The organism is Micromonospora musae, assembly GCF_003626635.1.
GTDB lineage: Bacteria > Actinomycetota > Actinomycetes > Mycobacteriales > Micromonosporaceae > Micromonospora > Micromonospora musae.
In genome coordinates this window covers 47,267-73,160 of sequence record NZ_RAZT01000002.1, presented here as the reverse complement: position 1 = coordinate 73,160, position 25,894 = coordinate 47,267, and the positions used below count along the sequence as shown (strand labels likewise).

Below are 25,894 nucleotides of genomic sequence, written 5' to 3'. Positions count from 1 at the left end.
GTGACGGAAGAATTGCTCGTCGTGATGGCGGTCGATGGACTGCCGCGGCCGTTGTCCCCCGAGGTCACCGGCGGAACACCGATCGATCACCCAGTCGCCCTATACACCAGCCGGATGACCTGTGATCTGCTTCTGCCTGGCGCCGGCCGGAATTCCAAGCGAATCTGTGGGGAGTCGCGTGGACGTGAACATCGAGGACGGAGGGCCCCGGGTCCTGCTGCTGGTCGGGTCCAGCGGCGGACATCTGGCCCAACTGCTGGCCCTGCGACCGTGGTACGAGAAGTGGCGACGGTGCTGGGTCACCTTCGACACGCCCGAGGCGGTGTCGCTGCTCGCCGGTGAGGAGCTGGTGCCCGCGCACCACCCCACCACCCGGCACGTGCCGAACCTGCTGCGCAACGCCGTGCTCGCCTGGCGGGTGCTGCGCAGCCGGCGGGTCGCCGCGGTGGTGACCACGGGCGCCGGGGTGGCCGTGCCGTTCGTCGTGCTGGCCCGGCTGCGGCGCGTGCCGACCGTCTACATCGAGGTGTACGACCGGATCGACACGGCGACGCTGACGGCGCGGCTCTGCCGGCCGTTCCTCTCCGCGATGCTCGTGCAGTGGGACGAGCAGCGGCGGCAGTACCCGGAGGCGACAGTCGTGGGAACACTGCTGTGAGCGGGGACGCGAGCACGGGCACCGCCCCGACGCACCGGCCGGCCCCCGGCCGGTCCGCGCCGCACGTCACCCGCCCGGTCGGCCGTCCCGACCCGTCGCGGGTGCCCCGGCAACGCGAGCGCGCCGACTCCGCGCGACTGCAGCTGCTCGTCGCCGTCGGCACCGACAAGCACCCCTTCGACCGCCTGGTGAGCTGGCTGGAGGAGTGGCACGTCGAGACGGCCGACGAGGTCGGTCTCACCGTCCAGCACGGACACACCCGCCCGCCGGCCGTGCCCGGCGCGGTGCCCTTCCTCGGCCACGACGCGCTGCAAGCCGCGATGGCCGACGCCGACCTCGTGGTCTGCCACGGCGGGCCGGCGACCATCCTGGAGGCGCGCCGCCACGGTCACCTGCCCATCGTGGTCCCCCGGAACCCGACGCTGGGCGAGCACGTCGACGACCACCAGCAGCTCTTCGCCCGCCGGCTCGGCGCGGCCGGCATGGTCGCGCTCTGCGAGTCCCGCGAGGAGCTCCGGGACGCCCTCGCCGCCGGGCTGGCCGACCCGACCCGGTTCGCGGTCGCCACCGACGCCGCCGCGCAGCACGCCCAGCAGGCGGCCGTGACGCGGGTGGGTCAGATCGTGGACGAACTGGTCGCCGCCGCGTCCCGACGCCGCCCCAGGTGGCGGCTGTGGAGCCGGTCGACCCAAGGTGCGGAGCGTGACAGGTGACGACCTTCCCCTCGGTCAGCGTCGTGGTACCCACCCGGGACCGGCCGGAGCTGCTCCGGGCCGCGATCCGGGCCATCCTCGACCAGGAGCACCCCGGCCCGATCGAGGTGGTGGTGGTCTACGACCAGTCCGACCCGGACCGGTCGCTGGAGGAGCTGTCGCGGCCCGACCGGCGGGTCCGGGTGCTCCGCAACGAGCGGACACCGGGGCTGGCCGGCGCGCGGAACACCGGCACCCTCGCTGCCGTGGGGGAGTTGGTCGCGTTCTGCGACGACGACGACGAGTGGCTGCCCGGCAAGCTCGCCGCCCAGGTCGAGGCGCTCGTCGCCGCGCCGGACGCCGAGTTCGTGAGCTGCGGCATCCGGGTCAGCTACGACGGACACACCGTCGACCGGGTGCTCGACCGGGACCGGGTCGCCCTCGCCGACCTGCTGCGGGACCGGATGACCGAGCTGCACCCGTCCACGTTCCTGATCCGCGCCACCGCCCTGCGCGACGGGTTCGGGCTGGTCGACGAGGAGATCCCGGGCAGCTACGCCGAGGACTACGAGTTCCTGCTCCGGGCCGCCCGCAGCGCCCCGCTGGTCAACCTGCGCACCCCGTACGTGCTGGTGCGCTGGCACAAGCGGTCGTACTTCGCCCAGCGGTGGGACACCATCTCCTCGGCGCTGCAGTGGCTGCTGGAACGCTACCCCGAGTTCGCCGGTCAGCCGGCCGGCGAGGCCCGGGTGGCCGGGCAGATCGCCTTCGCCCGGGCCGCCTCCGGGGACCGGCGCGGAGCGCTGCACTGGGCCCGCCGCACCCTGCGCCGCAACCCCCGCGAACCCCGGGCCTACCTGGCGCTGGCCGTGGCCGGTCGGGTGGTCCGCGCCGACGCGGTCCTGCGCACCCTGCACCGGCGCGGCCGGGGGATCTGAGCCTGACCGGTCGGGGCGGGTCGGCGCGTCCCGGCCGGTCGGCGGACATCACCGTCCGCAGGGCGGGACGGGGTGGCCGCCGCACCGGTCCGACCACACGGCGTGACAAACTTGCGCCTGTGTTGCGCTGGCTGACCGCAGGTGAATCGCACGGACCCGCCCTCGTCGCGCTGCTCGAGGGGGTGCCCGCCGGAGTCGAGGTGACCACCGGCGACATCTCCGCCGAGCTGGCCCGCCGTCGGCTCGGCTACGGCCGGGGCGCCCGGATGTCGTTCGAGCAGGACGAGGTCGAGGTCATCGGCGGCCTGCGGCACGGCGTCACCCTCGGCAGCCCGGTGGCCATCCGGGTCGGCAACTCCGAGTGGCCGAAGTGGCGCACCGTCATGGCCGCCGATCCGGTCGATCCGGAGGAGCTGGCCGGGCAGGCGCGCAACGCCCCGCTCACCCGCCCCCGCCCGGGGCACGCGGACCTCGCCGGCATGCAGAAGTACGGGCACCTCGACGCCCGACCCATCCTGGAGCGGGCCAGCGCCCGGGAGACCGCGGCTCGGGTCGCCGTCGGCGCCGTCGGCAAGGCGCTGGTGAAGCAGACCCTCGGCATCGAGATCGTCTCGCACGTGGTGGAGCTGGGTCCGGTGAGCGTGAAGCCGGGGCTCCGGCCGCGGCCCGAGGACGCCGAGCGGATCGACGCCGACCCGCTGCGCTGCGTCGACCCGGAGGCGAGCGTGCGGATGGTCGCCGAGGTCGACGCCGCGAAGAAGGACGCCGACACCCTCGGGGGCGTGGTCGAGGTCCTGGCGTACGGGGTGCCGCCGGGCCTGGGCAGCCACGTGCAGTGGGACCGCAAGCTCGACGCCCGGCTCGCCACCGCGCTGATGTCCATCCAGGCGATCAAGGGCGTGGAGATCGGCGACGGCTGGCAGCAGGCCCGGTCGCGGGGCTCCGCGGCGCACGACGAGATCGTCCCCACCGCCACCGGCGTCCGGCGGGTCACCGACCGGGCCGGCGGGCTGGAGGGTGGCATCACCACCGGGGAGCCGCTGCGGGTCCGGGCCGCGATGAAGCCGATCTCGTCGCTGAACCGGGCCCTGGCCACCGTCGACGTGACCAGCGGCGAGCCGGCCACCGCGATCAACCAGCGGTCGGACGTCTGCGCCGTACCGGCCGCCGCCGTGGTGGCCGAGGCGATGGTCGCCCTGGTGCTCGCCGAGGCGACCATGGAAAAGTTCGGCGGCGACTCGGTCGCGGAGATCCGCCGTAACCTCGCCGGTTACCTGGACGCGCTGGTGATCCGGTGACCGGCGCGGCGGCAGCCGGGGTGACCCGGCCGGTCTGTGTACTGGTCGGCGCGCCCGGCTCCGGCAAGACCACGGTCGGGCAGGCGCTCGCCGCCGGGCTGGGGGTGGAGTTCCGCGACACCGACCTGGACATCGAGCGGATGGCCGGTAAGCCGATCCCGGAGATCTTCATCGACGAGGGTGAGGCGCACTTCCGGGCGCTCGAACGGGCCGCGGTCGCCGCGGCGCTCGCCTCCTGCCCGGGGGTGTTGGCGCTGGGCGGCGGCGCGGTGCTCGCCGAGGAGACCCGCGCGGCCCTGGTCGGGCACCCGGTGGTGCACCTCTCCGTCGAGCTGCCGGACGCGGTCAAGCGGGTGGGGCTCGGGGCCGGCCGCCCGCTGCTGGCGATCAATCCGCGGGCGACCCTCAAGCACCTGATGGACCAGCGTCGCCCCCTCTACGAGGAGGTCGCCACCGCGACGGTGTCCACCGACGGGCGCCTCCCGGAGGAGATCGCGGCCGAGATCCACGCCCTGCTGAAGCGCTGACGTCGCCCGGTCCCGGTCCGCTCGACTAGGCTGCCCGCGATGGACGAGGTGACCCGGATCCCGGTCGGCGGCGGTGAGCAGTCGTACGACGTGCTGGTGGGACGTGACCTGCTCGACACGGTGCCCGGTCTGCTGCCCGGGGCGACCCGGGTGGCGCTGCTGCACGCCCCGCCGCTCAAGGCGTTGACCGACTCGCTCGGCGAGCGGCTGCGCGCCGCCGGCGTCGAACCGCTGCCGATCGAGGTACCGGACGCCGAGGCGGGCAAGCGGATCGACGTCGCCGCGGCCTGCTGGGACCGGCTGGGCGAGCACGGCTTCACCCGTACCGATGCGGTGGTCGGGGTGGGCGGCGGCGCCGTCACCGACCTGGCCGGTTTCGTCGCCGCCTGCTGGCTGCGCGGGGTGCGTTGGGTGCCGGTGGCCACGTCGCTGCTCGGCATGGTCGACGCCGCGGTGGGCGGCAAGACCGGGGTCAACACCGCTGCCGGCAAGAACCTGGTCGGCGCGTTCCACCCGCCGGCGGGGGTGGTCTGCGACCTGGCCACCCTGGACAGCCTCCCCCCGGCAGACCTGGCGGCGGGGCTCGCCGAGGTCGTCAAGTGCGGTTTCATCGCGGACCCGGCGATCCTCGACCTGGTCGAGGCGAACCCGGCGGCCGCCGTCGACCCGACCGGACCGGTGACCCGCGAACTGATCGAGCGGGCGATCCGGGTGAAGGCCGACGTGGTCTCCGGCGACCTGCGCGAGTCCGGCGTTCGTGAGGTGCTCAACTACGGCCACACCCTCGGGCATGCGATCGAGAAGGTCGAGGGCTACCGCTGGCGGCACGGCGACGCGGTCGCCGTGGGCGTCGTCTACGCGGGCGCGCTGGGCCGGCTCACCGGCCGGCTCGACGAGGCGACGGCGCGTCGGCATCGTACGGCGATGGCCGCTCTCGGCCTGCCCACCAGCTACCCGGCCGACGCCTGGCCGCAGCTGCTGGCCGCCATGCGGGTGGACAAGAAGGCCCGGGGCAACCGGCTGCGCTTCGTGGTGCTGGACGGGCTGGCCCGTCCGGCGATCCTCGAAGGCCCGGACGACGCCCTGCTGCGCGCCGCATACGAGGAGGTGGCGCAGCCGTGAAGGTCCGCGTGTTGAACGGGCCTAACCTCGGCCGGCTCGGCACCCGCGAGCCCGAGGTCTACGGGGCGAGCACCTACGCCGACCTCGTGGCGCTCTGTGAGTCGACCGGCCGGGACCTCGGCCTGGACGTCACGGTGCGGCAGACCGACGCCGAGCACGAGCTGCTCGGCTGGCTGCACGCCGCCGCGGACGAGGGTGCGGCCGTTGTGCTCAACCCCGCTGCCTGGTCGCACTACTCCTACGCGGTCCGCGACGCCTGCGCGATGCTGCGCGGGCCGTTGATCGAGGTGCACATCTCGAACATCCACACCCGCGAGGAGTTCCGGCACCACTCGGTGGTCTCCGCGGTGGCCACCGGGGTGATCTGCGGGCTGGGCCTCGACGGCTACCGCCTCGCCCTGCACCACCTAGCCGCCGGCCACGGCGCGCGCTGACCCTGCCCGACTAGGCTCGCCCGCCCCCGCCCCCGCCCCGCCTAGCCCGCCCGCGCGCCGCCCGGCGCGGGCCTGGTGCGGGGCCCGGTGCGGGGGCCCGGCGACGATGATCAACTCGACTTGCCGAGATATCGGGGTGTCCGCACCGCCGCGACACCCCGATTTCAAGGAACTCGAGTCGATCACCCCCCTCGCGTGTCCGGCCCCGGCCGCGCCTTTCTCGCTGACCCCAACCCCGGCCCCGGTCCGGTTCCCTGGCCGCTACCCATAACCCGGCCCGGTCCGCCCCGGCCCGCCCCGGTCCGCTCCGCCCCGGCCCTCGGCGCCCGAGTGTCCGGCCGAGCCATCGGGTTGGTCAGGCCCGCAACCCCTGGTTTCCTCACGCTGAGTAATGCCCAACTGCTCGGGTCACCTCACCACTCCGCATCCTTTGCTCTGCTGCCCTATACGCACCACCCCGTTGAACTGCACTTCCAGCGGACCGCCCCGACTCCTGCCGTTCAGGCCTCAGTCACCTTCCGTTACCGGCGCGTTCAGGGGTGCAGAGCAAGGGAGCCGGGGAGTCGCCGGCCGATGCGCGCTGGGCTGCAGGAAGTGATGTTGATCACGCGGTCGACCGCAGCGGGGAAGGCGGCGCCGGGGGTGCCGCGGTGGGCGGGTGCGGGGGGCGGACGGGGTCCGGCCGGGGCCGACGGCGGCGGGTCGGAGCTGCGGGCCGGGTGGAGCCGGGCCAGATCCTGGCGGGGCTAGTAGACTTTCCAGGTCTGTCCGCCAATTGATGATCAAGGCAGGAAATGGCCACCACCAACGACCTGAAGAACGGCCTGGTACTCAACCTCGACAAGGAGCTCTGGGCCGTAGTCGAGTTCCAGCACGTCAAGCCCGGTAAGGGTGGTGCGTTCGTGCGCACCACGTTGAAGAACGTGCTCTCCGGCAAGGTGGTCGACAAGACCTTCAACGCGGGCACCAAGGTCGAGACGGCGACCGTCGACAAGCGCACGATGCAGTACCTCTACGCCGACGGCGAGGACTACGTCTTCATGGATCTGGAGACCTTCGACCAGATCACCGTGCCCGGCGGCACCGTCGGCGAGGCGGCGAACTACCTGCTGCCCGAGGCGGAGGCGACCGTCGCCACCCACGAGGGCGTGCCGCTCTACATCGAGCTGCCGACCAGCGTCGTGCTCGAGGTCACGTACACCGAGCCGGGTCTGCAGGGCGACCGCTCCACGGGCGGCAACAAGCCGGCGACGGTCGAGACCGGCGCGACCGTGCAGGTGCCGCTCTTCATCACCACCGGCGAGAAGATCAAGGTCGACACCCGCGACGGCCGTTACCTCGGCCGCTCCTGATGGCTGAGGGTCCCAAACAGCAGATGCCGGCGCGCCGCAAGGCGCGCAAGCGAGCGCTCGATGTGCTCTTCGAGGCGGACCTGCGCGACCACCCGCCGGTGGAGGTGCTGGCCGGCTACCTGGAGCGCATCGAGCGACCCCACCCGGAGCACCTGGGCTACGCGGTGCGGCTGGTCGAGGGGGTCGCCGACCACCTCGACCGGATCGACGAGCTGATCGCCAGCTACGCCGAGGGGTGGACGCTGGATCGGATGCCCGCGGTCGACCGCAACCTCGCTCGGATCGCCGTCTACGAGCTGCTCTTCCTCGACGAGATCGACGACGCGGTGGCGATCAGCGAGGCGGTCGAGCTGGCCCGGCAGATGTCGACCGACGACTCGCCCCGTTTCCTCAACGGGGTGCTCGGCCGGATCGCCGAGTACGCCACCCGCTGAACGGCTCCGCACGCCGCAGAGACAGCGGCGCAGGGATAGCGCGACGCAGAGAGGGCCCGTGCCGTACGGCACGGGCCCTCTCTGCTGATCAGCCGGTCAGGAGGCGAAGAACGCCCGCGGGTCGGCGACGAGCACGCCGTGCTCGGTGAGCCGCTCGATCAGACCCGACGGCGAGGCGTCGTAGACGATCGCCAGCGCGCGCAGGTCGTCGGCGCGGATCGAGAGCACCCGCCCGTTGTAGTCGCCGCGCTGCTGCTGGATGGCGCGCGCGTAGCGGGCGACGTAGGCCAGGTCCTCGGAGGCCTCGTCGTAGAGCCGCTCCAGGTCCAGCACGATCTTGCTGGTGGGCTCGTGACGGACCCCACTGCCGTCGGGCAGCAGCTCCGAGACCGGCACGCGGTAGAAGTCGGCGAGCTCGGCCAGGCGGGACACCGTGACGGCCCGGTCACCGCGCTCGTACGACCCGACCACGACGGCCTTCCAGCGCCCGTTCGACTTCTCCTCCACCCCCTGCAGGGACAGCCCCTGCTGCTGGCGGATCGAGCGCAGGCGGGCACCCAGAGACTTGGCGTATTCAGAGGGCATTCGGACACTCCCAGTGCTGCGGGGGTTCTCCCAGCGATTTCGCTACGGAGCGTGACGGTACGGGGATTGAGCAACCTGGTCAAGTGTTCGTGACCTTACCGTTGGGGAGCGCGGGGGGAGTTATCCCCATTTCGTGACGCTGATCCGGTGGTCAGTAGCCGGCGGCGGCCGACCCGGTGACCACTGGTAACGTGGCGTGAAGCCTTCGCGTGGGCCGCCCGCGGCCAGCGGCGGAGGCGCCCGACATCCTTTAACGACCCGTCCCGTGAGGCGGGGAAGGAGGTCCGCCGTGGCCTGCCCACCGGCTGCCGAATCACCACCCGCGCGGCAACCCTCGGTGAAGGTGATCCTCGCCAGCGCCGACGTTCAGCGCGTGGTCGATCGCATCGCCCACCAGATCCTGGAGAAGACCCAGGGCGCCGCCGAGACCGTTCTGCTCGGCATCCCCACCCGGGGCGCGCCCCTGGCGCGGCGGCTCGCCGCCCGGATCAGCACCTTCGAGGACGTGGCCGTACCGGTCGGTGTGCTCGACATCACTCTCTACCGCGACGATCTGCGCCGCAACGCCACCCGCGCGATCGGCCCCACCCAGCTGCCGCCCGGCGGCATCGACGGGAAGCGGGTCATCCTCGTCGACGACGTGCTCTTCTCCGGGCGGACGGTCCGGGCCGCGCTCGACGCGCTCAACGACGTCGGCCGCCCGGCCTCGGTGCAGCTCGCGGTCCTCGTCGACCGGGGGCACCGGGAGCTGCCCATCCGCGCCGACTACGTGGGCAAGAACATTCCGACCTCGCTCGCCGAGAGCGTCAAGGTCACGCTCGCCGAGACCGACGGCGCGGACGGGGTCAAGCTCTACGGAGGGATCGCCTCATGATCCGGCACCTGCTCTCCGGCGCCGACCTGGACGCCGCCACCGCCACCCGGATCCTGGACACCGCGGCCGAGATGGCCACGGTCGCCGGTCGCGAGGTCAAGAAGCTGCCCGCGCTGCGCGGGCGCACCGTGGTGAACCTCTTCTACGAGGACTCCACCCGGACCCGCATCTCGTTCGAGGCGGCGGCGAAGCGACTCAGCGCCGACGTGATCAACTTTTCGGCCAAGGGCTCCAGCGTCGCGAAGGGCGAGAGCCTGAAGGACACCGCGCTCACCCTGCAGGCGATGGGCGCCGACGCGGTGGTCGTCCGCCACCCCGCCTCCGGCGCGGCGAACCGGCTGGCCGAGTGGGTGGACGGTTCGGTGGTCAACGCCGGCGACGGCACCCACGAGCACCCCACCCAGGCGCTGCTCGACGCGTACACCATGCGCTCCCGGCTGGGGCGGCTCGCCGGGCTGTCGGTGGCGGTCGTCGGCGACGTGCTGCACAGCCGGGTGGCCCGCTCCAACGTGCTGCTGCTCTCCACCCTCGGCGCGAAGGTGACCCTGGTCGGGCCGCCCACGCTGATCCCGGTCGACTGGGCCACCAGGGCGGCCACCGCGAACACCGCGGGGCAGGCACCCGACATCAGCGTCTGCTACGACCTCGACGCGGTGCTGCCGACGTCGGACGTGGTGATGATGCTGCGGGTGCAGCGGGAGCGGATGAGCGACTCCTACTTCCCCTCCGCCCGCGAGTACGCCCGCCGCTACGGGCTCGACGGGCAGCGGATGCGACGGCTGCCCGAGCACGCGATCGTCATGCACCCCGGCCCGATGAACCGGGGCATGGAGATCACACCCGAGGTGGCCGACTCGGCCCGCTCCACCATCGTCGAACAGGTCACCAACGGGGTCTCCGTCCGGATGGCCGTCCTCTACCTGCTGCTCGGGGGGAACAACGCATGAGCGAGCGTCAGCGAGTGAATCATCGGCACAGTGCGGACGTGCCTCAGGCCGCCGCCGAGCGCAGCGAGGTGGCGGCATGAGCTCGTACCTCATCAAGGGGGTCAGCGTGCTCGGCGCCGCGCCGACCGACCTGCTGATCCGCGACGGTGTGGTCGCCGAGACCGGCGCCGACCTGGCCGCCGACGGCGCCACCGTGCTCGACGCCGCCGGGCTGGTCGCCCTGCCCGGCCTCGTCGACCTCCACACCCACCTGCGCGAACCCGGCCGCGAGGACGCGGAGACGGTGGAGTCCGGCTCCCGCGCGGCGGCGCTCGGCGGGTACACGGCGGTCTGCGCCATGGCGAACACCTCACCGGTCGCCGACACCGCCGGCGTCGTCGAGCAGGTCTGGCGCCTCGGCCGCGAAGCCGGCCTGGTCGACGTGCAGCCGATCGGCGCGGTCACGGTCGGGCTGGCCGGCGAGCGGCTGGCCGAACTGGGCGCGATGGCCGACTCCGCCGCCCGGGTGCGGATCTTCTCCGACGACGGGCACTGCGTCGCCGACCCGCGGCTGATGCGCCGCGCGCTGGAGTACGTGAAGGCCTTCGACGGGATCATCGCCCAGCACGCCGAGGAGCCCCGCCTCACCGAGGGCGCGCAGATGCACGAGGGGGCGGTCTCGACGCGGCTCGGGCTCACCGGCTGGCCGGCCGTGGCCGAGGAGGCGATCATCGCCCGGGACGTGCTCCTCGCCGAGCACGTGGGCAGCCGCCTGCACGTCTGCCACGTCTCCACCGCCGGCAGCGTCGAGGTGCTGCGCCAGGCCAAGGCCCGTGGCGTACGGGTCACCGCCGAGGTGACCCCGCACCACCTGCTCCTCACCGACGTGCGGGCCGAGACGTACGACCCGGTCTACAAGGTCAACCCGCCGCTGCGCACCGACGACGACGTCACCGCGCTGCGCGCCGCGCTGGCGGACGGGGTGATCGACATCGTGGCCACCGACCACGCGCCGCACGCCGTGGAGGACAAGGAGTGCGAGTGGGCGTACGCCCGGCCGGGCATGCTCGGCCTGGAGACGGCGCTCTCGATCACGCTGGAGGTGCTCGGCCCCCGCTGGGACCTGATCGCCGAGCGGATGTCCCGCACCCCGGCCCGGATCGCCGGGCTGGAGTCCCACGGTCTCGACCCGGCACCGGGCGTGCCGGCCAACCTCACCCTCGTCGACCCGGCCGCCCAGCGCCGGATCGAGCCCGGTGAGCTGGCGAGTCTGAGCCGCAACACCCCGTACGCCGGCATGACGCTGCCGGGTCGCGTCGTGGCGACCTTCCTGCGCGGCGAGCCGACGGTTCTGGACGGAAAGGCTGTCAAATGATCCGAGCGAGGAGTGCAGCGGAGCGGAGCCCCGCAGTCCGGGTCGAAGGGAATGCGGCATGGTGAAGCGCAGGCCGGCGATCCTGGTTCTCGAGGACGGCCGCACCTTCCAGGGCGAGGCCTACGGCAGCGTCGGGGAGACCTTCGGCGAGGCGGTCTTCAACACCGGCATGACCGGCTACCAGGAGACCCTCACCGACCCCTCCTACCACCGGCAGGTGGTGGTGCAGACGGCGCCGCACATCGGCAACACCGGCGTCAACGGCGAGGACGACGAGTCGTCCCGCATCTGGGTGGCCGGGTACGTGGTGCGTGACCCGGCCCGGATCGGCTCCAACTGGCGCGCCAGCGGCGGGCTGGAGGATCGGCTCGCCGCCGAGGGTGTCGTCGGCATCGCCGGGGTGGACACCCGGGCGCTGACCCGGCACCTGCGGGAGCGCGGTGCCATGCGGGTCGGCATCTCCAGCGTCGAGGAGGACCCGCGGGCGCTGCTGGCCCGGGTCCGGCAGACCCCGGAGATGGCCGGGGCGGACCTCTCCGCCGAGGTGACCACCGCCGAGTCGTACGTGGTGCCGGCGCAGGGCGAGCACCGGTTCACGGTCGCCGCGCTGGACCTGGGCATCAAGCGCAACGTGCCGCGGCGGCTGGCCGCCCGTGGGGTCACCACGCACGTGCTGCCGGCCTCGTCCACGATCGACGACCTGCTCGCCACCGGCGCGGACGCGGTCTTCTTCTCGCCGGGTCCGGGTGACCCGGCGACCGCCGACGGTCCGGTGGCGCTGGCCCGGGAGGTGCTGGGGCGGCGGATCCCGCTCTTCGGCATCTGCTTCGGCAGCCAGATCCTCGGCCGGGCGCTCGGCTTCGGCACCTACAAGCTCGGCTACGGCCACCGCGGCATCAACCAGCCGGTGCTGGACCGGTCGACCGGCAAGGTCGAGGTCACCAGCCACAACCACGGCTTCGCGGTGCAGGTGCCCGGCGCCGGGGTAGGGGCTGTCGTTCCCAACCAGGTGATCGACACTGCGTTCGGCGGCGTCGAGGTGTCGCACGTCTGCCTCAACGACAACGTGGTCGAGGGGCTGCGGGCCAAGGACGTGCCCGCGTTCACGGTGCAGTACCACCCGGAGGCGGCGGCCGGTCCGCACGACGCGGACTACCTCTTCGACCGCTTCGCGGAGTTGATCGAGGGCCGCGGCCTCGACCGGCGGCACAGCGAGGGCCGCGGCCTCGACCGGCGGCGCAGCGAGGGCCGCGGCCTCGACCGGAACCACAGCGAAGGCGGAAAGTGATGCCGAAGCGGAGCGACCTGAAGCACATCCTGGTCATCGGCTCGGGGCCGATCGTGATCGGGCAGGCCTGCGAGTTCGACTACTCCGGCACCCAGGCGTGCCGGGTGCTGCGCAGCGAGGGGATCCGGGTCAGCCTGGTCAACTCGAACCCGGCCACGATCATGACCGACCCGGAGTTCGCCGACGCCACCTACGTCGAGCCGATCACCCCGGAGTTCGTCGAGCTGGTCATCGCCAAGGAGCGCCCGGACGCGATCCTGCCGACCCTGGGCGGGCAGACCGCGCTGAACACCGCGGTCGCCCTGCACGAGGCCGGTGTGCTGGAGAAGTACGGCGTCGAGCTGATCGGGGCGAACATCGACGCGATCAACCGCGGCGAGGACCGGCAGCTGTTCAAGGAGATCGTGGCGAAGGCCGGTGCGCGCCTCGACTACGAGGACCCGTCGGCGCTGGTGCCGCGCTCGCGGGTCTGCCACTCGATGGACGAGGTCCGGGAGACCGTCGCCGAGCTGGGCCTGCCGGTGGTGATCCGGCCGTCGTTCACGATGGGCGGCCTCGGCTCGGGCATGGCGCACACCCAGGAGGACCTGGAGCGCATCGCCGGTGACGGCCTGGCCGCGAGCCCGGTGCACGAGGTGCTCATCGAGGAGAGCGTGCTCGGCTGGAAGGAGTACGAGCTCGAACTGATGCGCGACCGCCACGACAACGTGGTGGTGGTCTGCTCGATCGAGAACCTCGACCCGATGGGCGTGCACACCGGCGACAGCGTCACCGTGGCCCCGGCCATGACGCTCACCGACCGGGAGTACCAGCGCCTGCGCGACCTCGGTATCGCCGTGCTGCGCGAGGTCGGGGTGGACACCGGGGGCTGCAACATCCAGTTCGCGGTGAACCCGGCCGACGGGCGCATCGTGGTCATCGAGATGAACCCGCGGGTGTCGCGCTCCTCGGCGCTGGCGTCGAAGGCGACCGGCTTCCCGATCGCGAAGATCGCCGCAAAGCTCGCCATCGGCTACACCCTGGACGAGATCCCCAACGACATCACGCTGAAGACTCCGGCGGCGTTCGAGCCGACGCTGGACTACGTGGTCGTCAAGATCCCGCGGTTCGCCTTCGAGAAGTTCCCGGGTGCGGACGCCGAGCTGACCACCACCATGAAGTCGGTGGGTGAGGCGATGAGCCTCGGACGCAACTTCACCGAGGCGCTGAACAAGGCGATGCGCTCGATGGAGACGAAGGCGGCCGGCTTCTGGAGCGTGCCGGATCCGGTGGGCGCGACCAGGGAGAACACCCTCGCCGCGCTGCGTACGCCGCACGACGGTCGGCTCTACACCGTCGAGCGGGCGCTGCGGCTGGGCGCCTCCATCGCCGAGGTGGCGGCCGCCTCCGGCGGGATCGACCCGTGGTTCCTGGACCAGATCGCCAGCCTCGTCGAGCTGCGCGCGGAGATCGTGGACGCGCCGGTGCTCGACGCCGAGCTGCTGCGCCGCGCGAAGCGGGCCGGCCTCTCCGACCGGCAGCTGGCCGCGCTCCGTCCGGAGCTGGCCGCCGAGGAGGGCGTACGGACGCTGCGGCACCGGCTCGACATCCGGCCGGTGTACAAGACCGTGGACACCTGCGCGGCCGAGTTCGAGGCGACCACCCCGTACCACTACTCCACGTACGACCAGGAGACCGAGGTGGTCGGGTCGGCGCGGCCGAAGGTGCTGATCCTCGGCTCCGGGCCGAACCGGATCGGGCAGGGCATCGAGTTCGACTACTCGTGCGTGCACGCGGTCCAAGCGCTGCGCGCGGCCCCGGCGGGTGGCGCCGGGGCCGGCGGCTACGAGACCGTCATGGTCAACTGCAACCCGGAGACGGTCTCGACCGACTACGACACCGCCGACCGGCTCTACTTCGAGCCGCTCACCTTCGAGGACGTGCTCGAGGTCTGGCACGCCGAGGACACCTCCGGCAAGGCGGCCGGCGGGCCGGGCGTGGTCGGGGTGATCGTGCAGCTCGGCGGGCAGACCCCGCTGGGGCTGGCGCAGCGGCTCAAGGACGCCGGGGTTCCGGTGGTGGGCACCTCCCCGGAGTCGATCCACCTCGCCGAGGAGCGGGGGGCGTTCGGCGCCCTGCTGACCCGGGCCGGTCTGCGCGCCCCGGCGTACGGCATGGCGACCTCGTACGACGAGGCCAAGACGATCGCCGACGAGATCGGCTACCCGGTGCTGGTGCGGCCCTCCTACGTGCTCGGCGGACGTGGGATGGAGATCGTCTACGACGACGCGACGCTGCGCGGCTACATCGGGCGGGCCACCGACATCTCGCCGAACCACCCGGTGCTGGTGGACCGGTTCCTCGACGACGCCATCGAGATCGACGTGGACGCGCTCTGCGACGCCGACGGTGACGTCTACCTCGGCGGCGTCATGGAGCACATCGAGGAGGCCGGGATCCACTCCGGGGACTCGTCCTGCACCCTGCCGCCGATCACCCTGGCCGGTTCGCACCTGGCCGAGGTCCGCCGGTACACGGAGGCGATCGCCCGCGGCGTCGGCGTACGCGGCCTGCTGAACGTGCAGTACGCGCTCAAGGACGACGTGCTCTACGTGCTGGAGGCGAACCCGCGGGCCTCGCGTACCGTCCCGTTCGTCTCGAAGGCGACCGCCGTGCCGCTGGCGAAGGCGGCGGCCCGGATCGCGCTCGGCGCCACGATCGCCGAGCTGCGGGCCGAGGGGCTGCTCCCGGCGACCGGGGACGGCGGCACCATGCCGGCGGACGCCCCGATCGCGGTGAAGGAGGCGGTGCTGCCGTTCAAGCGGTTCCGCACGCCGGCTGGCAAGGGGATCGACTCGCTGCTCGGCCCGGAGATGAAGTCCACCGGCGAGGTGATGGGCATCGACACGAACTTCGGTCACGCCTTCGCCAAGTCGCAGTCGGCCGCGTACGGCTCGCTGCCGACCGGGGGCCGGATCTTCGTCTCGGTGGCGAACCGGGACAAGCGCGCCATGATCTTCCCGATCAAGCGCCTGGCCGACCTGGGCTTCGAGATCGTCGCGACGGCGGGCACGGCCGAGGTGCTGCGCCGGCACGGCATCGCGTGCGAGCAGATCCGCAAGCACTACGAGGAGGGTCAGGGCGAGGACGCGGTCTCGATGATCCTCGGCGGTGACGTGGCCCTGGTGCTGAACACCCCGCAGGGCTCGGGCGCGAGTGCCCGCTCCGACGGCTACGAGATCCGCAGCGCGGCGGTGACCGCGGACATCCCGTGCATCACCACGGTGCCCGGTGCGGCGGCGGCGGTCATGGGCATCGAGACCCGGATCCAGGGCAACCTGCGGGTCCGGCCGCTCCAGGAGCTGCACGCCGCCCTGCGGGCCGCCCAGTGACCGGGCGCACCACGGCGTTGATCATGAGGTTGCCGTCGACCGGCCCGGCGTGTCGCCGGGGCAACCTCATGATCGACCATGGTCGGGGCGGCGCGGCGTGGTGATGTTCGAGCGCGTCGTACGACCCGTGCTGTTCCGGCTCGGGGGCGGGGACGCCGAGACCGCGCACGAGTGGACGCTGCACCGGCTGGCCACGGTGTCGCGGCGGCCGGCGGCGCTGGCCGCGCTGCGGGCCCGGTACGCGGCACGGGCCCCGCGCACGGTCTTCGGCGTGGAGTTCCCCAATCCGGTCGGCCTGGCCGCCGGGATGGACAAGAACGGTGTGGCGCTGCCCGCCTGGCCGGCGTTGGGGTTCGGCTTCGTCGAGGTCGGCACGGTGACCGCGCACGCCCAGCCGGGCAACCCCCGGCCCCGGCTGTTCCGGCTGCGCGACAGCGAGGCGATCGTCAACCGGATGGGCTTCAACAACTCCGGGGCGCAGGCGCTGGCCGCCCGGCTGGCGGCGCTGCCCCGGCCGCTCGGCGTCCCGTTGGGGATCTCGCTCGGAAAGTCCAAAGTGACCCCACTGGAGGAGGCCGTCGAGGACTACCTCGCCTCCTACCAGGCGCTGAAGGGGCACGGCGACTACTTCGCGGTCAACGTGTCCTCACCGAACACTCCGGGTCTCCGGTCCTTGCAGGACCGGTCTCATCTGGACGCGCTGCTCGCCGTGCTGGTCGGGGAGAAGCCGGTGCTCGTGAAGATCGCCCCGGACCTCTCCGAGCCGGCGATCGCCGAGCTGCTGGAGGTCTGCCTCGACCGGGGCGCGGCCGGGGTGATCGCCACCAACACGACGCTCTCCCGCGGCGGTCTGGCCGAGGCCGACGTGGCGCGGGGCGCCGAGACCGGTGGTCTCTCCGGCCGGCCCCTCGCCGCGCGGGCCCGTGAGGTGGTCTCGTTCGTGCATCGGGAGACCGGGGGGCGGCTGCCCGTGATCGGGGTGGGCGGCATCGTCGACCCGGACGAATCGGCCCGGATGTTCGACGCCGGGGCCAGCCTGGTGCAGCTCTACACCGGGTTCATCTACCGGGGCCCGGCCCTGGTCCGCGCCGCCGTACGGGCGGCGACACCGGCGCGACCGCCGGTTCGATGAGCGTGGGCGCGACGCCGGTGCCCCGCCGGGTGATTCCCGGCCGCCGGCTCGCGTCGTCCCGCGCTCGACCGGTGCCGCGAGGGTGCCGGCTCGGGCCGGGCGAGCGTCGGCTCGCGCCGCACCGAGCCCGCCTCGTGCCGAGCCGGGGTCGCTTCGGGCCAGGCCGGGTCGACCCGCCTCGTGCCGAGCCGGGGTCGCTTCGGGCCAGGCCGGGTCGACCCGCGTCGGGCCGGGGGCGCGTCGCGCCGGGTCGAGGTCGACCCGTACCGGGCGGTGGCCGGTCCCACGCCCCGATCCTTGCCGCGCCCGGCGGCTGGGCGCGGGCCGGGGAGTACGCCGGCGGCCGCGCGCGGACGGGGAGGTGTCGTCCGGGGGCCTCGTGCGGCGCGACCGCCGCGCGCCGCGCGCCGGGCAGTCGCCCGCCGAGACGGGCCGAGTTGCCCGATCCGTTCCCGGTCGACCCGCTCCGCGCCGTCGTGGCCGCGGCCGGCGGGGGAGTCCGGCCGGGCCGGTTCCGGGATCCGATCGACGCCGCCGGGTGGCGCGGGCCGCGGCGGCCACCGTGGCGGCCGGGGACGCGGGGTGTGCCGGCCCGGAGACCGACCGGAGTCGGCGCGGGCCCGGCGGCGGCCGACGGGCCGTGCCGACCGCTGTGCGGTCGGTGGAGCGGCGCGGCGGGCCGGGCGTACCCCGGAGCCGCCGAGCCGGCGCAGCGGCGTACGCGGGCGGCGTGGGGCCGTCCGTGGTGACCACGAGAGAGGGAGAGCAACGGATGGAGACCTTCGGCGCCCGGTTGCACCGGGCCGTGGCCGAGCGGGGGCCGCTCTGCGTGGGGATCGACCCGCACCCGGGGCTGCTGGCCCGTTGGGGGCTGTCCGACGACGCCGAGGGGCTCGACCGGTTCGCCCGGACCGTCGTGGACGCCCTCGGTGACCGGGTTGCGGTGGTCAAGCCACAGTCGGCGTTCTTCGAGCGATTTGGTGCCCGTGGTGTCGCGATTCTTGAGTCAACTATCCGACAGTTGCGGGATCGTGGCGCGCTCGTTCTGCTTGACGTCAAGCGCGGCGACATCGGGTCCACGGTCCGCGCGTACGCGGAGGCGTACCTCGACCCATCCAGGCCGCTGTATGTCGACGCGGTGACCGCGAGCCCCTACCTGGGAGTAGGTTCACTGGCCCCGATGTTCGAACTCGCCGCCGAGCACGGCGGTGGCGTCTTCGTGCTGGCGCTCACCTCGAACCCCGAGGGGCCCGCGGTGCAGCACGCCCGCGCCGCCGACGGGCGGAGCGTCGCGCAGACCGTGATCGACGAGATTTCCCAGCTCAACGCCGATGCGCAGCCGCTCGGCAGCTTCGGGCTCGTGGTCGGCGCGACGATCGGCGACACCGGCCACGACCTGTCCCGGGTGGGCGGCCCACTGCTCGCGCCGGGCCTCGGGGCGCAGGGCGCGACGGCCGCCGATCTCCGTACGGTCTTCGGCGCGAGCCTGCCCGCGGTGCTCCCGTCGTACTCCCGTGAGGTGTTGGGCGCGGGCCCCGACGTGGCCGCGTTGCGGGCCGCCGCGGACCGTGCGCTGGCCGATTGCCGGGCCGTCGTGCCCCCGATGAACTGACTGACGGGTCGGTCACTTTGCGAAGATCATCGCGTGCCCACGTTGCCGAAACGTCCGGCGACCGCTAGTTTTCCCCGCGCTGGGAACCACGGACCCCTTGGTTCACAGCGACACCACGTTTCACAGTGCGGTGGTGCGTCCCGCCCGCCGCTATAGGGACCTGAGGAGAACTGGTGCCGCTCCCGTCACTGACCCCCGAGCAGCGCGCTGCCGCGCTGGAGAAGGCCGCGGAGATCCGCAAGGCCCGAGCCAAGCTGAAGGAGGACCTCAAGCAGGGCAAGACCAGCCTCGCGAGTGTTCTCGAGAAGGCCGAGGCCGACGACGTCGTCGGCAAGTTGAAGGTCTCGGCCGTCCTGCAGGCGATGCCGGGCATCGGCAAGATCCGGGCCACCCAGATCATGGAGAAGCTCAAGATCGCCGACAGCCGCCGCCTGCGGGGCCTCGGCGAGCAGCAGCGCAAGGCACTGCTTGGTGAGTTCGCCGCCAACTGATCGCGGCAGCGTGTAGAAACAAGCAGTGAGCACGGAAGGCGGGGCGCGTCCGGCAGCTCGGCTCACTGTCCTGGCCGGCCCGTCGGGCATGGGCCGGGAGAGTGTCGTCGAGCTTGTCCGGGCGCGCTCGCCCGCTGTGTGGCGGCCGGTCACGGCGACCACCCGATCCCGCCGCGAGGGCGAGGTCGACGGGGTGGACCGGGTCTTCCTGACCCCCGCCGGGTTCGACCGGCTGATCGCCGCGGGTGGCCTGCTGGAGTGGTCCCGGGCCGGCCCGCACCGGCGCGGCACCCCGTACGAACCCCTGCGCTCCCGGCTCGCCGCCGGGCAGCCGGCGCTGCTGCCGCTCGACATCCCGGGCGCGCTCGCCGTCCGGGAGCGGATCGCCGACGCCCGGCTGGTGCTGCTGCGCCCCCCGGGCCGCCGGCCCGATCCGGCCGTCGCGGCCGCCTTCGAACTCGCCCTGACGCACGACCTGACGGATCGGGTCGCGGATGAGCTGGTAGGCTTTCTCGGTTCTTCATATCCGACTCCGGCCGGCCCGCGCGTGCGGGGCTAGGCGCCTCCCGCGCCCGTACGGCCCGGAGTCGGCCGCGGTTCACGCGAGTCAGCCGCGGTCGCCAGTCCGCACCGCTCGCGCGGTTCGACAGACGCAGAGGTAATTCGTGGGATCCATCGCCACCAACCCCGAGGGCATCACCAACCCGCCGATCGACGAACTACTCGAGAAGACGTCGTCGAAGTACTCCCTCGTCATCTTCGCGGCCAAGCGGGCCCGCCAGGTCAACGCCTACTACAGCCAGCTCGGTGAGGGCCTGCTGGAGTACGTCGGCCCGCTGGTCGAGACCACCCCGCAGGAGAAGCCGCTCTCCATCGCCATGCGCGAGATCAACGCCGGCCTGCTCACCGCCGAGCCGACCGACCAGCCGTAACCCCGGCACACCGCGATGTCCGCCGAGATCATTCTCGGGGTCGGTGGCGGCATCGCCGCCTACAAGGCGTGTGAGCTGCTGCGACTCTTCACCGAATCGGGCCATCGGGTCCGGGTCGTGCCGACCGCGTCGGCGCTCCGCTTCGTCGGGGCGCCGACCTGGGCGGCGCTCTCCGGGCAGCCGGTCGCCGACGACGTCTGGTCCGACGTGCACGAGGTGCCGCACGTCCGCCTCGGTAAGGGGGCCGACCTCGTCGTCGTCGCGCCCGCCACGGCCGACCTGCTCGCCAAGGCGGCGCACGGCCTCGCCGACGACCTGCTCACCAACACGCTGCTCACCGCCCGCTGCCCGGTGGTGCTGGCCCCGGCCATGCACACCGAGATGTGGGAGCACCCGGCCACGGTGGCGAACATCGCCACGCTGCGCGCCCGGGGCGTCCGGGTCATCGAACCGGCGGTGGGCCGGCTCACCGGCGCGGACACCGGCAAGGGCCGCCTCCCGGACCCGGCCGAGATCTTCGAGGTCGCCCGCCGGGCCCTGGCGCGGGGCGTCGACGCCCCCGCCGACCTGGCCGGCCGCCGGGTGGTGGTCACCGCCGGCGGCACCCGCGAACCGCTGGACCCGGTCCGCTTCCTCGGCAACCGCTCCTCCGGCAAGCAGGGCTACGCGTTCGCCCGCGCGGCGGTGGCCCGCGGCGCCCGGGTCACCCTGATCGCGGCCAACGTCTCCCTCACCGACCCGGCCGGCGTCGACCTGGTCCGCGTCGGTACGACGGCCGAGCTGCGGGAGGCCACGCTGAAGGCGGCCACCGACGCCGACGCCGTGGTGATGGCGGCGGCTCCGGCCGATTTCCGTCCGGCCGTCTACGCGCCTGGCAAAATCAAGAAGGCGGACGACGGCAGCGCGCCGACCATCGAGCTCGTCACCAACCCGGACATCGCCGCCGAGCTGGGCGAACGCCGCCGACCGGAGCAGGTGCTGGTGGTCTTCGCCGCGGAGACCGGCGACGCCGAGGCCAACGGCCGGGCCAAGCTGGCCCGGAAGCGGGCCGACCTCATCGTCATCAACGAGGTGGGGACGGACAAGGTCTTCGGCGCCGACACCAACGCGGCGACCGTCATCGGCGCGGACGGTTCGGTCACCCGGATGCCCGAACAGTCCAAGGCGGACCTCGCCGACGGCGTCTGGGACCTCGTGGTGCCGCGGCTCGCCCGTCGCCCGTGAGGGTGGAACCGGACGTAACCGCCTCCGCCGCCACGGACCGTGGTGACTAGACTTCCGCGGAACGACTTTCACACGCTTAGGAGTGCCGTGACACGCCGCCTCTTCACGTCCGAATCGGTCACGGAAGGCCACCCGGACAAGATCGCCGACCAGATCAGCGACGGCATCCTCGACGCGTTGCTCACCGAGGACCCGCGCAGCCGGGTCGCGGTGGAGACCCTCATCACCACCGGCCAGGTGCACATCGCCGGTGAGGTCACCACCAAGGCGTACGCGGACATCCCGACCATCGTCCGCAAGACCATCCTCGACATCGGTTACGACTCGTCGAAGAAGGGCTTCGACGGCGCGTCGTGCGGCGTCAGCGTCTCCATCGGAGCCCAGTCGGAGGACATCGCCCAGGGCGTCGACAACGCCTTCGAGCTGCGTACCGGGGCATCGGAGAGCGCGCTGGACGCCCAGGGCGCCGGTGACCAGGGCATGATGTTCGGCTTCGCCTGCTCCGAGACGCCGGAGCTGATGCCGCTGCCGATCGCCCTCGCCCACCGGCTGGCCCGCCGGATGGCCGCCGTGCGCAAGGACGGCACCATCCCGTACCTGCGGCCGGACGGCAAGACGCAGGTCACCATCGAGTACGACGGGCTGCGACCGGTCCGGCTGAACACCGTGGTGGTCTCCAGCCAGCACGCCGCCGACATCTCGTTGGAGTCGCTGCTCACCCCGGACATCCGCGAGCACGTGATCGCGCCGGAGCTGGAGAGCCTGGGGCTGGACACCGAGGGTTACCGGCTGCTGGTCAACCCGACCGGCCGGTTCGAGATCGGCGGACCGATGGGCGACGCGGGCCTGACCGGCCGCAAGATCATCGTCGACACCTACGGCGGGTACGCCCGACACGGTGGCGGGGCGTTCTCCGGCAAGGACCCCTCGAAGGTGGACCGCTCGGCTGCGTACGCGATGCGCTGGGTGGCCAAGAACGTGGTCGCCGCCGGCCTCGCCGAGCGCTGCGAGGTGCAGGTCGCGTACGCGATCGGCAAGGCGCACCCGGTCAGCCTCTTCATCGAGACCTTCGGCACCGAGACCGTGCCGGTGGCGTCGATCGAGAAGGCCGTCTCCGAGGTCTTCGACCTGCGGCCGGCGGCCATCATCCGGGACCTGAACCTGCTCCGCCCGATCTACCAGCAGACGGCGGCGTACGGCCACTTCGGCCGGGAGCTGCCCGACCTGACCTGGGAGAGCACCGAGCGGGCCGCCGACCTCAAGTCGGCTGCGGGAGCCTGACCAGCGCCACGCGCAGCGACCGGCGACCCGCGGACGGGTCGCCGGTCGCTCGTGTCTGCGTGGACGTCCCCCTGGCCCACCTGGACCGGCCCTTCGACTACCTGGTTCCGGCCGCGCTCGACGAGCAGGCGGTGCCCGGCACCCGGGTGAAGGTCCGGTTCGCCGGGCAGCTGGTGGACGGCTGGCTGCTGGAGCGGGTGGCGAGCTCCGACCATCCCCGGCTGGCCTACCTGGAGAAGGTCGTCTCACCGGAGCCGGTGCTCTCGCCCGAGGTGAGCCGACTGGCCCGGGCGGTCGCCGACCGGTACGCCGGCAGCCTCGCCGATGTGCTCCGCCTCGCCGTACCGCCCCGGCACGCCCGGGTGGAGAAGGAGGCGCGCCCGGACGGCGCGGAACCGCCCGCACCGAACGCACCGAACGCGCCGCCTGCGTCGACCGCGTCGGCCGCACCGCCGGCACCGGACGCGTCGACCGCGCCGGAGTCCGGGGCGGAGCTGCCGGAGCAGCGCCGACCCCCGGCGGAGCCCGGACCCGACGGGTGGCGCGACTACCCGGCCGGCCCCGCCTACCTGCGGGCGCTCACCGACGGGCGGGCGCCCCGCGCGGTCTGGTCCGCGCTCGCGGGAGAGGACTGGGCGGTCCGCTACGCCGAGGCGGTCGCCGCAACCGTCGCCGGCGGCCGGGGCGCGGTGGTGGTGGTCGCCGACAACCGCGACCTCGACCGCCTCGACGCCGCCGTGGGTGCCGCGCTCGGCCCCGGCCGGCACGTCTGCCTCTCGGCGGCGCTCGGCCCGGCCCGCCGCTACCGGGCCTTCCTCGCCGCCCGGCGGGGCGACGTGCCGGTGGTGATCGGCACCCGGGCCGCGATGTTCGCCCCGGTCGAGCGGCTGGGCCTCGTCGCGATCTGGGACGACGGCGACGACCTGCACGCCGAGCCGCGAGCCCCCTACCCGCACGCCCGCGACGTGCTGCTCACCCGCGCCCAGCTGACCGAGGCCGGCGTGCTGGTCGGCGGGTACGCCCGCACGGCCGAGGCGCAGCTGCTGCTGGAGACCGGATGGGCGCGGGAGGTGGTCGCCGACCGGGCCACCGTGCGCGCGCGTACCCCCGCCATCGCCCCCGTGGGCGACGACCCGCAGCTGGCCCGCGATCCCGGAGCGGCCACGGCGCGACTGCCCAGCCTGGCCTGGACGGCGGCCCGGGAGGCGCTCCGCGCCGACCTGCCGGTGCTGGTGCAGGTGCCCCGCCGGGGCTACCTGCCGTCGGTCTCCTGCGCGCAGTGCCGCACGCCGGCCCGCTGCGCGCACTGCGCGGGTCCGCTCGCGCTGCCCTCCGCGTCCGCGCCGCCCGCCTGTCGCTGGTGCGGTCGGGTGGCCGCCGCGTACGCGTGCCCGGAGTGCGGCGGCCGACGGCTGCGGGCCGCGGTCACCGGCGCCCGGCGGACCGCCGAGGAGCTGGGGCGGGCGTTCCCGGGTGTGTCGGTGCGCACGTCCGGCCGGGACGAGGTGCTCGACGGCGTGCCCGGCGGGGCGGGCCTGGTGATCGCCACGCCGGGCGCCGAACCGGTGGCCGAGGGAGGCTACGGGGCGGTGCTGCTGCTCGACTCGTGGGCGCTGCTCACCCGGGCCGACCTGCGGGCCGGGGAGGAGGCGCTGCGGCGCTGGCTGTCGGCGGCGGCGCTGGCCCGACCGGCCGGGGCCGGCGGCCGGGTGGTGGTGGTCGCCGACGGGGCGCTCGCGCCGGTGCAGGCGTTGCTGCGCTGGGACGCCGGCTGGTTCGCGGCGCGCGAGCTGGCCGAGCGGCGCGAGCTGGGCTTCCCGCCCGCGGTCCGGATGGCGAGCGTGACCGGGCTGCCCGCGGCGGTGGCGGACCTGCTCGACGAGGCGCGGCTGCCCGACGGCGCCGAGGTGCTCGGTCCCGTCCCCGCCGACGGGGAGCGGGAGCGGATGCTGGTGCGGGTGCCCCGCGCGCGGGCCGCCGCGCTGGCCGGCGCGCTGCACGCCGCCGCCGGGGCGCGCAGCGCCCGCAAGGCGGCCGACCCGGTCCGGCTCCAGGTCGACCCGCTCGACCTCTTCTGAGCGCCGACCTGGACTTCCAGCAGGTGAGCCGGGTGATGTCGCACGCCGCGTCCGGCGGGAGCCCGATTATGGGGTGGTAGCATCGCCCGTCATGCCGGGCGGACGAAGGCGCGACGCTGGGGGAGTGCGTCGAGCCCACGCCAGGACGATGAGTTCGATTCTCCGGTGATCAGGGGTGGACCAGTCGTGACCGTTCGTCAGTCGATCGTCTTCAACGGTGACCTCGGCAGCGGCAAGAGCACCGTCTCGGTCGAGATCGCCAAGCGACTGGGCCTGCGCCGGGTCGCCGTCGGCGACCTCTACCGGCAGATGGCGCAGGAGCGGCAGATGACCGCCCTCCAGCTCAACCTGCACGCCGAACTCGACCAGGCGGTCGACGGCTACGTCGACCAGCTTCAGCGCAACATCGCCGCCTCCGGTGAGAGCCTCGTCATGGACTCCCGCCTGGCCTGGCACTTCTTCACCGACGCGCTCAAGGTGCACATGATCACCGAGCCGGGGGAGGCCGCCCGCCGGGTGCTCGCCCGCCCGTCCGGGCCGGCCGAGAGCTACACCTCGCTGGAGGAGGCGACCGCCAAGCTCCGCGAGCGCAGCGAGAGCGAGCGGAGCCGGTTCATCATCCGCTACGGGGTGGACAAGGCCCGGCTGCGCAACTACGACCTGATCTGCGACACCACCCGGGCCACGCCCGAAGAGGTGATCGAGCACGTGATCGCGGCGTACGAGGGGACGCTCGGCGCCGAGGTGCTGCGGGACGAGCCGCCGCTGCTGCTGCTCGATCCGGCCCGGATCTACCCCACCGAGGACATCGCCACGCTGCGCGGGCTCTGGGACTCCGAGTTCGTCGGCGAGGTGGCCGGTGCGGGCGACGAGGCGCTCGAGCCGCTGCGGATCGGCTTCACCGGTGAGTACTTCTTCGTGGTCGACGGGCACCGCCGACTCAGCGCCGCGCTGCAGAGCGGCTTCCACCTGGTGCCGGCCCAGCTCGTCGCCGAGGTCGACGAGCCGGTCGTCGGCGGGATGAGCGCCGTCGACTACTTCGCCGCCCAGGTGCGTCCCGGCGTCGTCTACGACTGGGAGGCCGCGCACGGCATCCAGCTGCCGCTGCCCGAGCACACCCTGCTCGCCGGGGACGCGGTGCTGGCCGGCGAGCCGGGCCACAGCGCCTGACCGACGCCGTCCGGCCGCCGCGTCGACACCGCAGCGCCGAGACGCGTGCCCCGGCGGGGGCACGGCCGCCCCGCCCGTCGCGGCGGCCCGGATCGATGCC

At 73.4% G+C, this 25,894-nt stretch carries 24 protein-coding genes; 23 read left to right on the top strand and 1 reads right to left on the bottom strand.

Going from position 1 to position 25,894, the window contains the following annotated elements; genetic code table 11:
* The first annotated feature begins 178 nt into the window (after nt 1-178).
* The 9 genes from D7044_RS03330 to nusB all read left to right on the top strand — a co-directional run bounded on the left by D7044_RS03330 (nt 179) and on the right by nusB (nt 7,455).
* Nucleotides 179-658, top strand: coding sequence for a glycosyltransferase family 28 protein (locus D7044_RS03330; RefSeq protein WP_199716455.1), 480 nt, complete (start codon nt 179-181; stop codon nt 656-658).
* Nucleotides 659-759: 101 nt separating this feature from the next.
* Entirely contained in the window at nt 760-1,371 is a 612-nt protein-coding gene (locus D7044_RS03325; RefSeq protein ID WP_407663405.1) for a glycosyltransferase, read from the top strand.
* A complete protein-coding gene (locus tag D7044_RS03320) occupies nt 1,368-2,288 on the top strand; it encodes a glycosyltransferase family 2 protein (RefSeq protein WP_120687939.1) in 921 nt (306 codons plus the stop codon). Before D7044_RS03325 ends, D7044_RS03320 begins: the two co-directional genes overlap by 4 nt.
* 119 nt (nt 2,289-2,407) lie before the next feature.
* Nucleotides 2,408-3,586 carry a chorismate synthase gene (gene aroC / locus D7044_RS03315; protein WP_120687938.1) on the top strand — a complete coding sequence of 393 codons (1,179 nt, stop codon included), beginning with the start codon at nt 2,408-2,410 and terminating at the stop codon, nt 3,584-3,586.
* A 20-nt stretch (nt 3,587-3,606) separates the two neighbouring features.
* Complete coding sequence (locus tag D7044_RS03310; protein WP_120684006.1) at nt 3,607-4,113, top strand: shikimate kinase; 507 nt, start codon at nt 3,607-3,609, stop codon at nt 4,111-4,113.
* A 39-nt stretch (nt 4,114-4,152) separates the two neighbouring features.
* Entirely contained in the window at nt 4,153-5,235 is a 1,083-nt protein-coding gene (gene aroB / locus D7044_RS03305) for a 3-dehydroquinate synthase (RefSeq protein ID WP_120687937.1), read from the top strand.
* Nucleotides 5,232-5,669 (top strand): type II 3-dehydroquinate dehydratase, encoded by a 438-nt coding sequence (aroQ, locus tag D7044_RS03300; protein ID WP_120687936.1) that lies wholly within the window; start codon nt 5,232-5,234, stop codon nt 5,667-5,669. The genes aroB and aroQ overlap by 4 nt, the downstream gene beginning before the upstream one ends.
* A 794-nt stretch (nt 5,670-6,463) precedes the next feature.
* Nucleotides 6,464-7,021 (top strand): elongation factor P, encoded by a 558-nt coding sequence (gene efp, locus D7044_RS03295; RefSeq protein ID WP_120683886.1) that lies wholly within the window; start codon nt 6,464-6,466, stop codon nt 7,019-7,021.
* A 23-nt stretch (nt 7,022-7,044) separates the two neighbouring features.
* A complete protein-coding gene (gene nusB / locus D7044_RS03290; RefSeq protein ID WP_187399017.1) occupies nt 7,045-7,455 on the top strand; it encodes a transcription antitermination factor NusB in 411 nt (136 codons plus the stop codon).
* A 96-nt stretch (nt 7,456-7,551) separates the two neighbouring features.
* Here the strand turns inward: nusB and bldD are convergent, their stop codons facing one another.
* Nucleotides 7,552-8,040: a transcriptional regulator BldD gene (gene bldD, locus D7044_RS03285; protein ID WP_013285505.1), complete on the bottom strand. Its 489-nt coding sequence runs from the start codon at nt 8,038-8,040 to the stop codon at nt 7,552-7,554.
* A 289-nt stretch (nt 8,041-8,329) separates the two neighbouring features.
* Here bldD and pyrR point away from each other — a divergent pair, with 289 nt between their 5' ends.
* The 14 genes from pyrR (at nt 8,330) to D7044_RS03215 (ending at nt 25,794) form a co-directional block, all read left to right on the top strand.
* Nucleotides 8,330-8,914, top strand: coding sequence for a bifunctional pyr operon transcriptional regulator/uracil phosphoribosyltransferase PyrR (gene pyrR, locus D7044_RS03280; protein WP_120683882.1), 585 nt, complete (start codon nt 8,330-8,332; stop codon nt 8,912-8,914).
* A complete protein-coding gene (locus D7044_RS03275; RefSeq protein WP_120683880.1) occupies nt 8,911-9,861 on the top strand; it encodes an aspartate carbamoyltransferase catalytic subunit in 951 nt (316 codons plus the stop codon). The genes pyrR and D7044_RS03275 overlap by 4 nt, the downstream gene beginning before the upstream one ends.
* A 76-nt stretch (nt 9,862-9,937) precedes the next feature.
* Nucleotides 9,938-11,215: a dihydroorotase gene (locus D7044_RS03270; RefSeq protein WP_120687935.1), complete on the top strand. Its 1,278-nt coding sequence runs from the start codon at nt 9,938-9,940 to the stop codon at nt 11,213-11,215.
* Between the two features lie 61 nt (nt 11,216-11,276).
* A complete protein-coding gene (gene carA / locus D7044_RS03265) occupies nt 11,277-12,503 on the top strand; it encodes a glutamine-hydrolyzing carbamoyl-phosphate synthase small subunit (protein WP_233564879.1) in 1,227 nt (408 codons plus the stop codon).
* Complete coding sequence (gene carB / locus D7044_RS03260; RefSeq protein WP_120687934.1) at nt 12,503-15,874, top strand: carbamoyl-phosphate synthase large subunit; 3,372 nt, start codon at nt 12,503-12,505, stop codon at nt 15,872-15,874. Before carA ends, carB begins: the two co-directional genes overlap by 1 nt.
* A 100-nt stretch (nt 15,875-15,974) precedes the next feature.
* Complete coding sequence (locus tag D7044_RS03255) at nt 15,975-17,006, top strand: quinone-dependent dihydroorotate dehydrogenase (RefSeq protein WP_120688209.1); 1,032 nt, start codon at nt 15,975-15,977, stop codon at nt 17,004-17,006.
* A gap of 772 nt (nt 17,007-17,778) precedes the next feature.
* Complete coding sequence (gene pyrF, locus D7044_RS03250) at nt 17,779-18,618, top strand: orotidine-5'-phosphate decarboxylase (protein WP_120683872.1); 840 nt, start codon at nt 17,779-17,781, stop codon at nt 18,616-18,618.
* 173 nt (nt 18,619-18,791) lie between these two features.
* Nucleotides 18,792-19,109: an integration host factor, actinobacterial type gene (mihF, locus tag D7044_RS03245; RefSeq protein WP_120683870.1), complete on the top strand. Its 318-nt coding sequence runs from the start codon at nt 18,792-18,794 to the stop codon at nt 19,107-19,109.
* Nucleotides 19,110-19,134: 25 nt separating this feature from the next.
* Nucleotides 19,135-19,668 carry a nucleoside/nucleotide kinase family protein gene (locus D7044_RS03240; protein ID WP_120683868.1) on the top strand — a complete coding sequence of 178 codons (534 nt, stop codon included), beginning with the start codon at nt 19,135-19,137 and terminating at the stop codon, nt 19,666-19,668.
* Between the two features lie 106 nt (nt 19,669-19,774).
* Nucleotides 19,775-20,041, top strand: coding sequence for a DNA-directed RNA polymerase subunit omega (rpoZ, locus tag D7044_RS03235; RefSeq protein WP_120683866.1), 267 nt, complete (start codon nt 19,775-19,777; stop codon nt 20,039-20,041).
* Nucleotides 20,042-20,056: 15 nt separating this feature from the next.
* Nucleotides 20,057-21,265 carry a bifunctional phosphopantothenoylcysteine decarboxylase/phosphopantothenate--cysteine ligase CoaBC gene (gene coaBC, locus D7044_RS03230; protein WP_120683864.1) on the top strand — a complete coding sequence of 403 codons (1,209 nt, stop codon included), beginning with the start codon at nt 20,057-20,059 and terminating at the stop codon, nt 21,263-21,265.
* A gap of 87 nt (nt 21,266-21,352) precedes the next feature.
* Nucleotides 21,353-22,546, top strand: coding sequence for a methionine adenosyltransferase (gene metK, locus D7044_RS03225; protein ID WP_120683862.1), 1,194 nt, complete (start codon nt 21,353-21,355; stop codon nt 22,544-22,546).
* Between the two features lie 59 nt (nt 22,547-22,605).
* Complete coding sequence (locus D7044_RS03220; RefSeq protein WP_120683860.1) at nt 22,606-24,624, top strand: primosomal protein N'; 2,019 nt, start codon at nt 22,606-22,608, stop codon at nt 24,622-24,624.
* Between the two features lie 186 nt (nt 24,625-24,810).
* The gene (locus tag D7044_RS03215) at nt 24,811-25,794 is read left to right on the top strand and encodes an AAA family ATPase (protein ID WP_120683858.1); all 984 of its coding nucleotides are present in this window, start codon (nt 24,811-24,813) and stop codon (nt 25,792-25,794) included.
* Nucleotides 25,795-25,894: the final 100 nt, after the last annotated feature.